Source organism: Hugenholtzia roseola DSM 9546, assembly GCF_000422585.1.
Lineage (GTDB): Bacteria > Bacteroidota > Bacteroidia > Cytophagales > Bernardetiaceae > Hugenholtzia > Hugenholtzia roseola.
The window spans coordinates 45,997-60,228 of sequence record NZ_AUGI01000037.1; the positions used below are offsets into that span (position 1 = coordinate 45,997).

Genomic DNA, 14,232 nt, shown 5'->3' on the forward strand with positions numbered 1-14,232 from the left:
GGGCTGCATTTTGGTTATTTTGTAGGTCAGATTTTATAGTTTATATTTTAGTTTTCATATTTTGTAACCTCTACCTCTACGCCTCCGATAAACATTTCAGCGCGTATTTTGAGTGGAATCCTGCGCTCGTCTGCCGACATCCAAAATTTGACGGCGTTCTTACCACTAAATATACCATTTTCGGGCATAATGGGCTGCATAACATAACACTCAAATTTGCCGATTTTGGTCTTGATAGTTTCTTTGCCCTCATATTTGACTTGAAACTGATATACTTTGTCTTCAAAAAATGCAGGCATGGTTACAATTTGCCCCTTTTGTAATTTGGAATAGTCAATTCTACGCAAGAAATAGTAGCCGCTAATCATATCTTGCACATTGGCAGGAATTTGATATTCTTTGCGAACTTCTTTTTTATCTTTTTTAGAATAGCGGACGTGCGCTTGTTTATTGGGGTGGTCGAAGATAACAGTTTCTTCTTTGTGGTATTTGTTTTCGTTTATATTGCGATAAAATTTGCGTGGAATATAGGATTTGGTATCGATATAAGACCGCCAAAGGTCATTGACCTTGACAGTAAGTCCGAACAGACCAACGGTTTTGCCTACTACATCTACTTTGTAGCAGCGATTTCCGCTTACTTCGTAATAGTCGGGCGCGATTTCTACTGTGGCTTCACCTGCATTGATAAAACCATAGTGCGCTAAATAATGTATTTTTTCACCTTTTTTAAATTGCATATCGAGCATATCTACCTCGCCAAGCGGAAGCAGGGCAAGTGGGGAATAAGTGGGAGCAGAGCTAAATAAGGGGAGCAAAAGCCAAAATGCGAGCAGGGCTAAGGAAAAGGCGCGAGGAGTTTTCATACGATTTTATAGGTTCTAATAGATTTTAGGTAGATTAGACAGGCAAATTTACTTATCCTTACGCAAAAAACGCCCCAATGAGTTGAAAAAGGGGCGTTTTTTTTAGCAAGAAGGGCTGTTAAGTTTCCTTAAATCTTACTTGTGTAAGCCCAAAACAGTGTTTTAGATAGGATTGGTCGCGTAGGCAAAAATGGGGAGCGGTTTGAGCGTCGCTACTTCGCCTCCTGCGGCGGTGAGTTCGGCTTGTTTTTGTTTCAAAAGTTCGTTGTAGGCAGTGGCAAAGGAAATATAACGCTGGCGCACGACAATATCCTGCGTTTTGCCTGCCAAAATCATATCTACGGCTTCTTTTTGTATGGGGTAGCGTTCCAATTCTACCATCTGCGCACTTAATTCCCCTACCAACATTTCCAACTCTTGTAGGGCGTTGTCATATTTGTCCATGATTTTGTTGTCGGTCATGGTGGTCTGATTGTATTTATTTTTTTCTAATAATTTGCCCAAACTTGCAATTTTATCCAAGCTGCGCTGGTCTTTAAAGCCTTCTATGTTAGGCAAATCGCGCACTAAGACCTTGACATTGAGTACCTTAGCCTCTTCGTATCGCATCAGGCTATCCCAAGCGGCAGTGGCACTATCGCGCAACATCAGGATTTTGGTAGGTGCAGGAATGGTATCGAGCTGCTCCTGTGCTTGCTCCCAAATTTCTGCCTCCGCTTCCGCAAGGGCTACAGAGTCGGGATTGGTAGTTTCTTGGTTTTGATTGTTTTCTTTCTGACAAGCTATTAGACCCAAGAAAAGCAATGTCAAAATCCATAAAGGTTTGATTTTCAACATAAGAGCAAGAGAAGAAAAGAATGTTCGCATAATTTAAAGAGTGTTTAGAGAATGAATTTAGAGAATGAGTGTGGAAAGTGAGTTTAAAGATTGAACTTTTAGAAGGTACAATTTGAATAAAATCGTCTTTGAGTCGGATTGAACGCTGCTAAAATAGGCTTTCTATCTAAAATAAACAAAAAATAAATCCAAAAAATCAAAATAAAAAAATCTGCCTTTGCAAGAGCAGAGAAATAAACCGTCGGGCAGAACCTACTACAAAGTAGGAAATTGAAAGGCTAAGTAAAGGTATGTTTTGAGTCCAATTTGAACATAACGTTGCGTTTTCGGGTGCAAAGGCGCGATTCTAACATAAGGCGTTTGGTATAAAAATGGGCAAACTTGCTTTTTTTCAGAATTATCATTAAGTTTATGAAAGCCAAGTCTGATAAAGTTGTGGTTTTGACAAAGATAAGCCAAACTTTATACTTTTATCTTTGTTTAGAGTTTGATTCCTTCACCCCTTCTAATGCTAAGTTTTTATGAAACATTTATACCCTCTCCTTTTTTCTCTCTATTCTCTAATTGTAAAAGGGACATCGCTCAAAAAAATAGGATTGCTTTTAGGCGTAGCATATACCTACTGCTCTATTGCCCCTTTGTTTGCACAAATCAATAACCTAAACGTCAATATCAATGTACTATCAGGCACTACGGTTGTTGCCAATCAGAGTGTAAGCAATCAGGCGGCAGGGGTTGTTTCCCATTCGGGGACGCTTATTATTCGTGAAAACCTCACCAATGACGGCTCTTTTACAGGGAATACAAACTCTTTGGTCGCTTTCGAAGGGGCAGCCATGCAATACGTTTATGGCGGTGCAATTCCACTTCTCTATGATATGCGCGTCAATAACGGAGCGCAGCACGTTACGCTTGAAAATAGCGTCAGAATTACGAATAATTTACTGCTTACCAACGGACGGCTTTTCGCACCCGAAGCCGACCCTGTCCTTTTTGCCCCTACTGCCCTTAATCCTGCCGAATCTAACGCCAATAGAATTGTAGGCAGAGCCGTCATGGAAACGCGCAATGTAGGCGTTTCGGCTCTCAATTTTTTAAATGCAAACCTTGCCGCTGGCGCAGATATGGGCAATGTTACCCTCAATCGCAGAACAGGCACGTTGGGTATCATTACCATCAATTCCAATGAAAGCATTGCTTGTTATTGGACTTTCGAAACCAGCGCGGCAGGTAGCCGAAACATCACCTTTTCGTGGCTTTCCGATTTAGACAACGGCAAAGACCTAACGCAAATGCAGCGTTGGCGCACCGCTTCCTACAATACCCTAACAGACCCTTGGGTAGAAAGAACGCCGATTATCGACATATCGAGCCGTTCGCATAGTCAGGGCGAGGGCAATATTCAAAACTCTTGGACTTTTTCCGATATGCTCAATCCGTTGCCAATAGAATTGAGGCGTTTTGAAGTAGAAAAAGAGGGCGAGGCGGCTTTGGTATGGTGGGAAACGGCTTCCGAAAAAGATTTGCTTCATTATGAATTAGAACGAAGCTATCAGGGGCAAGATTTTGTCAGGATTCATACACAGGTGGCAAAAAATGAACCTACGCTTTACCGTTTTGTAGATAACGAATTGCCTATTCTTTCACAAGGAGCAGAGCAGTTTGTCTATTATCGCCTCAAATGGGTGGAAACCAACGGCGAAACTTTTTATAGCCCTGTACGTGCGCTCGCCTTAGAGAAACGGGACGCAGAGGCGCAAATTAGCCTAAAAGCACTTCCAAATCCTTTTGAGAATCAGACTACTATCGAAATTAAAAATCCCGAAGGCAGAGGTTTTGATTGGTTGTTAACCGATGTCAGTGGAAAGGTATTAAGTAGTGGTAGTAGCCAAGAAAAGCAGATGACTCTCGATTTGGTAGAAGTAGTCAAACAAAATGGCGTTTATTTCTTTCATATTTCTTACGTAGGTAAGAAAAAAACCTTAAAAGTCATCAAATACTAACCGATTCCCTTTTTCAATGAATTTCATCTTTACAAAACAAAACTTCACGACACCATGAAAAAAATCATACTTTCCTTCTTTTCTCTTTTAGCCATAGGGCTAACGGAGGCACAGGCGCAGGTTCAAATAGACAAAAATGTAGAAATGAACGGTGCAGCCAACGCCGATAGGCGCGTTACAGGGCTGGCGAATACCCAAGATGTAGCCGCCACCGCGCTTTTTTCTGATGCCGTCAATATTCGTACCTTACAATACGATTGGCTCAAATACAAACAAACAACTAACAATGGTGCAAATTATGCCCTGACCTTAGTGCCTGCTTTGGGTGGATATCAGGCAGGTACAGTCATTTATTTCAGGGCGCATAAGGCTTCGCCCAATAACGCCACTATCAATGTCAATGGCTTGGGTGCGAGAAATTTAGTTAAAGCAGACGGTACAAACGTTACCGCAGGTGAAATTCCTTTGGGTTTGCATGTGGCAGCCATTTATGATGGCACAAATGACCGTTTTCAGATTTTGAGTGCCTTGCCTTCGGCGGCTTCGCCCACTACTGCTTGGCTGCTAACGGGTAATGCAGGCACAACCCCTGCCACTAACTTTTTAGGCACAACTGACGCACAAAATTTGATTTTCCGAACGAATAATGTCCAACGCATCATTACCACAGCGACAGGACAAGTTGCGGTAAATTTACTCACCCCTGCCCCAAGCGACTTGTTTTCAGCAGGCGAAGTGTCAGGTGCAGGCAATGCTTCCGTAGGGGGGTATGCTTCCGCCTCTGCCTTTGGCGTGTATGGGCAGAATGCAGGTGGTGATGGCACAGGACTTGTTGGGCTTAGTGATAACGTTGCGGGACTTGGTGTATTAGGTGCAAACCTTGTTAATGGGATAGGTGTGCAAGGTCAAGCCACAGGCGATGGGGTAGGCGTTTTAGGTTTCAATGATGACGACGCAGGCAATGGCGTATATGCGCTAAATATAGCCACAAGGGGAACAGGGTTATTGGCTGTTGGTCAGAATTCTATCGGTTATACACTTAACAACGGAAGTGGGCTTGCTACTAATGGTAATACTCTCGGTGGAGTCGCTTTTGGTAATAGTGCGACTGCCACGGGGTTTGTGGCTGCTGGTAATGACTTGGCAGGGACTTCTTTGGCAGCAGGAAGCGGAGGCGCGTTTCAGGGGCAACAGTTTGGCGTATTTGGAAATGCTGCTATTACTGGCGGAGGAAACAATGGTGTTGATAGAGCTTCATTTGTAGGTTTTTATACTTCATTAAGTAATACAGTTTCACAAGTATTTGTGGGAGCAAGAATTGGCGGCACGCATTACAAAATATTAGGGACAAACGGCGGTTCTGTTTCTACTACAATGGAAACCAGAGAGGGCGAGCGTATCCTTTTTGCGCCAGAAGCTCCTGAAAATTGGTTCTTTGATGTAGGGGAGGTTACATTAGTCAATGGAAAGGCAAGAGTACAGTTAGACCCACTTTTTTATGATTGTATTTCAAAGGATAAGCCTTTTAAAGTTTTTGTCCAAGGCGCAGAAAATACTTTGGGAGCAATTCGTGTGTCTGCACGCGGTCAGGATTGGTTTGAACTTGAAGACATAGGAGGGGCAAGTAATGGAAATGTCTTTTTCAATATCTATGCAATTTGGAAAGGAAAAGAAAACTTGCGTTTGCCCAAATATGAACAATCTGTGCAGCAAATAGAAAACGAGAAAAAAGTTGCTACACAAGGATTAGAAATAGAAAAACGCAACGTAGAAATGCGCCAAGTGCCTGAAAATAGCACAATAGAGATAGGCGAATAGCCCCCTTCTTTCCAAACAAAAAAACCACTGACTTCAATCAGTGGTTTTTTGTTTTTTCGGACTTTGAAAAATGAAAGTTTGTATGTTCAAGGCTTGCTGCCTTTGCCGCAGGAGGAGGATTTTGATAAAGCCCGCTCTGTTTGAGAAGTAAAAAGCCGCCTATCATAAGCAAGACTATCCAAAAAAGGTGAAAAAATGCCTCGCGCGGAGAGCTGCTCGAAGAATTGCCCGAAGGAGAAGTCTTGTTATCTGCCGCTTGTTGTGAAACTAAGGAATGAAAAAAGGGTATATTTTCCATGTGTCGGAGATGTTAGTGAGTTCATTTTTTTATTAGAAAAGTGCAATTCGTATCTCTATAACGTAAGAAAAGCCTTGAAAGTTTGCTTCAGATTAGACTTTTTCGAGATTTTTATGAAAAAAAATGGGCTTAAAACGATAAAAAGCCTCTTTTCGGGACAAAAGTCATTTTTTACACAAACTATTTAGAAATTACGCGCCTTTCCCTATCTTTGCGCCTGCCCAAACTTTTCATTTTAAGTTAGGGTTACTTACAAAAATGTCATTTCCTTTTACAATTCTTTATGTTGTACGAACTTTTCAGAGAAAAACCCCTTGTCGTTGCAGGTCCTTGTAGTGCCGAAACGCCCGAACAGCTTTATCAAACCATTTTGAAAATCAAAGCTGAAAATCCAAACATCGAGCTTTTTCGCGCAGGAATTTGGAAGCCACGCACACGCCCTAATAGTTTTGAAGGCGTAGGGCAAGTTGGTTTAGATTGGTTTTTAGATATAAAAAAAGAACTCAATCTTAAAACTACCGTAGAGGTTGCTACCCCCCAGCACGTGGAGCAGGCATTGAAAAAAGAGGTCGATATCCTTTGGATAGGAGCGCGTAGCAGCGTCAATCCCTTTACTGTTCAAGAGATTGCCGACGCGCTCAAAGGTACGAATGTGCCTGTGATGGTTAAAAATCCGATTAACCCCGACTTAGCACTTTGGATAGGTGCGATTGAGCGCATCATGGGGGCAGGCATCGAGCAAGTGGCGGCTATTCATCGCGGCTTTTCCTACTATGGAAAGGGAAAGTATCGAAACGAACCTATGTGGCAAATAGCTTTGGACTTCAAAGGGCAGTTTCCTAAAATTCCCCTTATCGGCGACCCCAGCCATATTGCAGGAAAGCGCGAATTACTTTTAGAACTTGCCCAGCGTATGATGGACTTGCGCTATGATGGTCTGATGATAGAAACGCACATCGACCCACAGAACGCATGGAGTGATGCCGCCCAGCAACTTACCCCCACCGACCTTAAATTGCTGCTTTCACAGGTGCAGGTTCGCAAAGAAACCTTTGATGATGATTTTTATACCAACAAATTGCGACAAATGCGTGAGCAAATCGACCTCATCGACCAAGAAATTGTCAATCATTTGGCGAAGCGCACCGAACTTATCCGCCAGATTGGTATTTACAAACAAGAAAACAACGTCGCTATTTTCCAGCCCAAGCGTTGGAATGAAATCAAACAGACCCGCCCTAATTGGGGAAAAGCCCAAAATTTGGAGTCTGATTTTATCTTGATGTTATACAAACTTATCCATGACGAGTCTATTCGTTTGCAAACAGAAGAAAACAGTGAGGGAAGTATAGAAGGCAATAACTGAATATCGACTTTAAAATCAGATTGATAAAAAAACTAATAACAGAATGTTATTAGTTTTTTTATTTTAGCCGATATAAGTTTCGTCTTGCTCAATATTTTGCAGCACCCAAAAGTAGTCGCCTAAATTTACCTTTTGTCCGCAGTAGCCACATTGTGCATTTTTGCCCATCTTGTCCGCATTTTTTTGGCAGTTAGGGCAGGTTTTAATGTCGTAGGCGAGGTCTTTTTGGCTATTGGCATGTACGCCATGTTTGCGTACAAAAGTCCAGTATTCGCTAAAATGGTGGCGTTTGGTTTTCGAACCTTTCAAAACTTTTTGTTCTTTAAGGGAGCTAACAAATTCGAAACAGGAGATAAAAATTCGCGCCGTTAGCACTTCATAGTAAGCGTCCATTTCCACTTTGGCGAGTTCTATTTTCGTAATTTGTGGGTCTAAAAGCTGACTTTCTACTCCTCTTTTCTGATAAGATTTTAACCAAAACTGACTTACTTCATACAACCTATCGCCAACCAAATGACGAGCATTGCCCCATTCATAAGTGCGCCAAGCCTCATAAACTTGTTCAAAATAAGGCAAGATGATGCGCTCTTGATAACTCTGCCAATAGCTTTCCCAGCGATTGAGCTGATGACGCGCCAAAAACTTTGCTTTTTGGTCGCTAATCTGTGGATGTACCAGCGTAGGAATCTGCAAACCGTAGGCAGTTGCAAAATTGACAAAAACATCAGGCTTAATTTCTGCTTCAAAAATTGCCTCTCTATCTGCCAAAAACCATTGCCCTTCGCCTGCTATGACTTCTGTTTCACAATAGGTGCAGGTGCCATTTTCATCAAAAAGTCCTGTTTTCTTACAATAAGGGCAGAGCAATTCTTGTAAGAAGTCCGCCGAAAGCGATTTGACCTTCGCTTTCCGCTCCAAAGTCCAACGCTCACGTGTAACACAATCCTGCTCCAAGTGAGGCGGCTGTGTTTGATAGCGCGTATAGGCTGCATCTATTTCTACAACAACTTTATCTCTTTGTTCATTTACCTCGATGGCGGTGATATGAAGCGCGGCAATGCTAATCTGCACATGTTTATGTCCTAATCCTGTTTTAATTTTATCTAATTCTTCCTGCAAAAGAAAATCAGACAAAAAAGGACGAAGTTGAACAAAATACTTTTCACCCTGAAAGAGATAAAATTTGAAATACAAACTCTTTACAAAATCTAAAAAGCTAATACGCGAAAAATGAGGGTCTTTTCCGCGCAAGGCAGTCAGGTAGTTTTCCAAAAGTTGTTTTTGCGCTACGCCTTCCTCACGCGCCAGAAGTGCAGCCTCTACTTGCTGCTGTTGTTTCTGTTTTTGAAAATAAAAAAACAAAAAAATACCGATTCCTACTAAAATGATACAAAATAAAACCCAAAAAGCATAGTGAGAGAAAATTTCCATAGTCGAGAGGTCAAGTTTGAGAAGGGAGAGAAGGCAGAGCGCAGGGATTTGAAAAATCGCTTTTCAAAAACTGCTATAAGGGGTAAAAAAGTGTTTGCGCCTTTGATAAGGTATCAATTTTGCGTAAAAATAAAGAAAAAAATCGCAATACGCGCCTTATCATTGGCTTTATCGGCAAAAAATCCCTATTTTCGCAAAGTCCAACTTTCCCTTTTCCTAATCCGCTTGTTATGAAGCCTTTGCTTTTTTCTACTCAAAAATACGACTACTTGCGCCAAGAAATGCTCCAAACGGGGGCGTATGAGGAAGGGCGCATCACACATAAGACCTTTCCCGACGGCGAGCATTATTATCGCATAGAAAACGACCTCACCCATCAGGCTGCCGTCCTTATTGGGGGTACTATTTCTGAAAATGATACGCTCGAACTTTACGATTTGGCTTGCGGCTTAGTGGGCTATGGCGTGCGCGAACTCACGCTTTTAGTGCCTTTTTTTGGCTATTCCACTATGGAAAGGGCGGTAAAAAAAGGTGAAGTGGTTACGGCAAAAACGCGAGCGCGTTTGCTTTCTTCCATTCCCCAAGCCTCTTACGGCAATCAAATTGTGATGGTAGATTTGCACGTTACAGGCTTGCAACACTACTTCGAAGGAGGCATCAAAGCCTTTCATTTATACGCTAAACCCTTGATTATCAAGGCTGCAAAAGACTTAGCAGGCAGCAATTTTGTCTTAGCCTCCACCGATGCAGGACGCGCCAAGTGGGTAGAATCCTTAGCCAATGACATGGGCGTTTCGGCGGCTTTTGTCTATAAAAGACGCAGTTCGGGCAGCGATACCCAAATTACAGGGGTCAATGCAGATGTTAAAAATCAAAAAGTTGTCCTTTATGATGATATGATTCGCACAGGTGGCTCGCTCCTAAATGCTGCCCAAGCCTACAAAGAAGCAGGGGCAAGTCAGATTTTTGTCATTGCCACACATGGAGTCTTGCCGCAGGGTTCTATTGAAAAAATACAAAATAGTGGGCTTATTCAGAAAATAATTCTAACCAATACGCACCCGAAAGCGGTAGAAATAGCCTCTGATTTTGTAGAAGTTCGTTCTATTTCCACACTTTTACACGATTTTATTCAATCTTTATAAAAATAAAAAATGATTATCTATCACATAAAAAATACCTTTTTCATTTGTTTTTTTCAGAAACTGATAACTAAATTTTGGTTTCTTTTCATTTTTTCATTTCTTTTTTTTGCTACAATTCCCTACTTTCCAGCAACTGCCCAAACACATTCGGCTTTTCCCTTCAAAAAAGATAATCTTTGGGGACTTATTTCCGAAGAAGGCGAGGTACTGCTCAAACCTCAATTTCAAGGTGTGCAAAGCCTACCACATCACTTTTTTCTCCTACAAAAAGCAACAGAAGAAAGTGAAAAATTTGGAATTGCGACTGAAAAAGGGCAAATTTTGCTCCCCCCTCTTTATCTAAATGTGTTTCCTTTGGATAAAAATTTCGTCGCCTTTCAAACGGCTGATACCAAGCATTTTGGCATCATTTCAGCCACCTCACCGACACAAAAAACAGAGTCTATCTATCTCAAAGTCAAGTCTTTACATCAAGATTGGCTCATGGGGTTGAAGGAAAATAAATGGTTTCTTTTGGATAAAAATTTGCAGGTTTTTTCAAAAAATGGATACGATACAATTCTTTTAGTTCAAGATTTTCTAAAAATAGAAAGTAGTATAGATTTAAAAAACACAGAAACCGCCACTATCATAGGACAAAACAAAGTACAAAAAAATAAAATTACGCTCACCGAAAAATATCTTATCAGTCTTGCAGAACCCTCCTTTGCAGAAACCCCTATACAAAACCTAAAACTGCTCAACGACCAAATGGTAGCCTTTCAGATAGGTCTGGCTTGGGGAATAGTTCTCAAAAATAAAACAGTAGTTGAACCAAAATATAAAAACGTTTTAGAACTATATCAAGATTCTTTAAACACCTATTTTGCCTTACAAGCCCCTTCGCAAAAATGGGCTTTGTATCGTGCAAAAGCCAATGAAAAGGTCGAGCCTTTGACAGATTTTGGTTATGATTTCTTACAGTTTTTTGTGCCTGATGCAGAAAATTCTGAAAAAAGTAAAAGTGAAAAACTTGTCTTGGCTTGTCAGGCTCAAAATTGTGGCGTTTTGTCTGAAAATGGAAAGATAAAATTACCATTTATTTATCAAGATATTTACAATTTAGAAAATAAACTGATTGCCGCACAAAAAACAGAAGGTTGGCAGCTTTTAGATAAAAACACAAAACTTATTTCTAATCAATTTTTTGATATTATTTACGATTTTCCTTTCAAAACGCCCTTCACAAAGGTAGAAGCCAAAGGCAAACAAGGGCTTGTAGATAAAGATGGAAGTTGGGCTTTCGAACCACTTTTTGATAGAATAGAGTTGCGTCGAAATTGGCTTTTGGCGTATCAAGGCGAAACGATTTTGGCAAAACAGTACGAAATAAGACAAAATAAAATAGAAATAACACAAAACTTATCTTTTCTTTCCGAAAAAGAATGGCTAAATTTTATAGGCTACCTCCCCCAAGAAACCTTTTTTACCAGTCGTTTGGTTTTTCGCAAACAAGGCGTTTATCGTTGGAAGTTGGATAGTTCGGAAAAATACCGTTTATTTTCCCCAGATGGGAAATACGTGTTAGAAGAAAATTTTGATGCGATTGAAATTTCGCCCCTACCCAAACTTACTTTGGCGCGTAAAAAGCAGAACGGAAAAATGGTTGCTTCTTATGTCATAGACCATGTAAAAGGTCAGATTTTAGCAAAAACAAATTGTTATTTTATTGATGTAATAGATTTTGCTCACGCACAAATCGCACGCGCTCACCAAGATAGCCTGCATCGATACAATAGATTAGTTAGAAAAGATGGGCAAATAATTTCAGAAATAGAAGGTAAAAAAATAGATACACTTACTTATTTTTATGAAAATCGTTTGGCTTTTCGCAGTCAAGGCAAATGGGGATTTTTAGACACCGAAGGCAAGATAATTGCCTCTGCCCAGTATGAAACAGTGGAGAGCTTTCAAAATGGCTTTGCTAAGGTAAAAAAAGAAGGTAAATGGGGCTACATAAATAAGCAGGGGGAAGCCGTCATTCCGACTGATTATCAATATCTTAGTGCGTATGAACCCTTGATAGTGATGGCACAAAATAAAAAATTTGGTTTGATAACAAGTCAAAATAAAACTTTGATACAACCAGAATATGAATTTTTGGCGTTGGTCTTAAAAAGTGGTGAAAAAAGTCTTTGGAAAGCGCGTAAGATGGGAAAGTGGGGAATCATTGATGTCAAAAATCAAATAATCGTTCCTTTTAATTTCTCTAAAATTGATGATTTTACCGAATCTTTTACAATCGTTTGGCAGGGAAACAAAATTGGTGTCGTTTCGCAAAAAGGTGAGTTTTTGTTTCAGCCTCAAAACTTTCAAACAAATGTAGAAGCCGCTACCTTTACCAAATCAGGGCTTATTCAGGTGGTGATAGAAAAAATAGAAGACAAAATCTCAAAACAAATTTTGTATAAAAAAAATGGCTATATTACAAAAGAAGGCAAGTGGATAGTAGAGCCTATTTATAGCTATATTCAAGATTTTGATAAAATTTTTATAGAAAAAAAAGGAGTAACTCTGGTAGAAAAAAACGAAAAAGTTGGCTATATCAATAGTGAAGGCAAGGAAGTTGTTAGCCCAGAATTTGACGAAATAGACCCTCATTTCGAGCAAATTTTTCTTGCACAAAAGGGAGTTGTTAAGGTCAGAAAAGGAAATTTATTTGGCTATCTTGATTTTAAAGGTGAAATGATTTTATCGCTCTCTTACGAATGGATAGAAGATTTTGCTAAAATCTATCAGCAGCGAGATGCGGTTACGATTGCAAAAAAGAATGGCAAATTTGGTACAATAGATACGCATGAAAACCAAATTATTCCTTTTGAATATCAGGCAATTAGAATGGATAAGCGTAATGATACACTTTCCTTTGTACAAAAAAATGGCAAATGGGGGCTTATCAATCAATTCAATCGAAGTATTTTAGCACCTGAATATGAGCAACTTAGGTATTTGCAGGTAGAAGGCAATGCGTTAATTGAAGCAGTTTTACATAGAAAAAAAATTACAATTTTAGACGAAAATTTAAACCTTTTAGTTTGCTTAGAAGCAGAACAAGCGGGTGAAGTAGCGGAGGGGAAAGTGCCTTACGCCATCTTGAAAGACCAGAAAATGCGTTGGGGTTTTATGCAAATTGACCCTCAAAGTAAGGAATCTAAGGGGCTTATTGCACCAGAGTATCAGGAAGCTCGTGCTTTTGGAGAAGGGCTTGCGCCTGTGAAAAATCAAAATTTTTGGCAATATATCAATGAAAAAAACGAAATAAAAATAAATTTAAAACTTGAAGATGCAAGACCTTTCAGAAACAATTTAGCCGCTGCCAAGCAAGGCGGACTTTGGGGATTTCTCAACTCAAAAGGCGAGTGGGTGATTAAGCCGCAGTTTTCGGATTGTCAAGACTTTGGGCAACTTGGTGTCCCTGATTTAACCGCAGTGCAGCAATCGAAAGGCGATTTGCTTGTGTGGGCTTTATTAGATAAAAGTGGTAAATTTAAAACGAAATTTGAGTACCAAAATTTATCATATTTTTCAGAAAATCTGCTTGCTGTTCAATTAGCCGATAAAAATATAGAGAAAAGAAAATGGGGATTTATTGATGTAGAAGGTAAAATAATTATCCCTTTCGAGTATGCAGAGGCGGAAGCTTTTTCTGATGGTTTTGCAAAAGTTAGACTTTTACCCAAATCTAAATGGTCTTTTATCAATAATAAAAATGAAATTATTTTAAAAACACGTTATGTAGAAGCCTCTAACTTTATTAAGGGAGTTGCTTGTGTTGATGGTGGAAGTCTAATAGATAAGTCGGGTAAAGTAATTGCAAAAACAAACGAAAAATTAAGTCAATTTTCTAATTTAGAAGCAGATATTTTTCTCGGCAAAAGCACAAAAGGTTTTGCTCATTATCAAAAAGAAGGAATAAAAATTTATCTTTCTGATAAACTCTTTTTTGATAGTGCTTTGAATTTTAAAGTATTGGAAAACAACACAACTCAAACCTTAGTATCCAAAGGAGAAAAATGGGTTTTGAAAAGGCAAACTCCTGAAAATGAGATAGTTGAACTCCCTTTTTCTGCTTCACAAAAGGAGGTGTATTTGGCACAATACGGCGCAAAGCGTGTGCAGAATACGGTAGGAAACAGAAAAATTAAAGATTTGGGGTTTGAAAAAAGAGCTACTTCTCAATGGTTTTGGATTGATAGCCAAGGGCATCGACTTGATGGATTGTCGTATGATTTTCTTTCTGTACACACTTTCAATAAAAAACAATACCATTTAGAAAATAATTATTTGTATGGATATTTAGACTTAAATGGGAAATGGCTTTTCGAACCGCAGTTTGAAGCACGTAGCTTTGTTGGAAAACAAACTTTATCGCTACAAACAGCAAACCGTTTAATTTACTTAAATCTCAACAAAAAATCTTTTTAAAAAT

At 39.7% G+C, this 14,232-nt stretch carries 9 protein-coding genes; 5 read left to right on the forward strand and 4 right to left on the reverse strand.

The annotated features are described in order from the left end of the window. Positions 1-47: 47 nt before the first annotated feature. A complete protein-coding gene (locus G500_RS22190) occupies positions 48-866 on the reverse strand; it encodes a DUF3108 domain-containing protein (protein WP_035756226.1) in 819 nt (272 codons plus the stop codon). Positions 867-1,028: 162 nt separating this feature from the next. Next, entirely contained in the window at positions 1,029-1,703 is a 675-nt protein-coding gene (locus tag G500_RS0103725; RefSeq protein ID WP_027001619.1) for a hypothetical protein, read from the reverse strand. Positions 1,704-2,224: 521 nt separating this feature from the next. On the opposite strand from G500_RS0103725, the gene G500_RS0103735 reads away from it, so the two are divergent. Together G500_RS0103735 and G500_RS0103740 are read left to right on the forward strand one after the other, a co-directional pair. Continuing rightward, a complete protein-coding gene (locus tag G500_RS0103735; RefSeq protein WP_027001621.1) occupies positions 2,225-3,706 on the forward strand; it encodes a T9SS type A sorting domain-containing protein in 1,482 nt (493 codons plus the stop codon). A 54-nt stretch (positions 3,707-3,760) separates the two neighbouring features. Further along, complete coding sequence (locus tag G500_RS0103740) at positions 3,761-5,524, forward strand: autotransporter outer membrane beta-barrel domain-containing protein (protein ID WP_027001622.1); 1,764 nt, start codon at positions 3,761-3,763, stop codon at positions 5,522-5,524. A 37-nt stretch (positions 5,525-5,561) separates the two neighbouring features. Here the strand turns inward: G500_RS0103740 and G500_RS0103745 are convergent, their stop codons facing one another. Continuing rightward, the gene (locus tag G500_RS0103745; protein ID WP_027001623.1) at positions 5,562-5,822 is read right to left on the reverse strand and encodes a hypothetical protein; all 261 of its coding nucleotides are present in this window, start codon (positions 5,820-5,822) and stop codon (positions 5,562-5,564) included. A gap of 283 nt (positions 5,823-6,105) precedes the next feature. Here G500_RS0103745 and G500_RS22195 point away from each other — a divergent pair, with 283 nt between their 5' ends. Next, positions 6,106-7,188 (forward strand): chorismate mutase, encoded by a 1,083-nt coding sequence (locus G500_RS22195; protein ID WP_035756228.1) that lies wholly within the window; start codon positions 6,106-6,108, stop codon positions 7,186-7,188. 63 nt (positions 7,189-7,251) lie between these two features. Here G500_RS22195 and G500_RS0103755 read toward each other — a convergent pair whose 3' ends face one another. After that, on the reverse strand, positions 7,252-8,619 hold the full coding sequence (locus G500_RS0103755) for a TIM44-like domain-containing protein (RefSeq protein WP_027001624.1): 1,368 nt from the start codon (positions 8,617-8,619) through the stop codon (positions 7,252-7,254). Between the two features lie 119 nt (positions 8,620-8,738). Here G500_RS0103755 and G500_RS0103760 point away from each other — a divergent pair, with 119 nt between their 5' ends. After that, positions 8,739-9,764 (forward strand): ribose-phosphate diphosphokinase, encoded by a 1,026-nt coding sequence (locus G500_RS0103760; RefSeq protein ID WP_342664594.1) that lies wholly within the window; start codon positions 8,739-8,741, stop codon positions 9,762-9,764. Positions 9,765-9,773: 9 nt separating this feature from the next. Further along, a complete protein-coding gene (locus G500_RS0103765) occupies positions 9,774-14,228 on the forward strand; it encodes a WG repeat-containing protein (protein ID WP_027001626.1) in 4,455 nt (1,484 codons plus the stop codon). Positions 14,229-14,232: the final 4 nt, after the last annotated feature.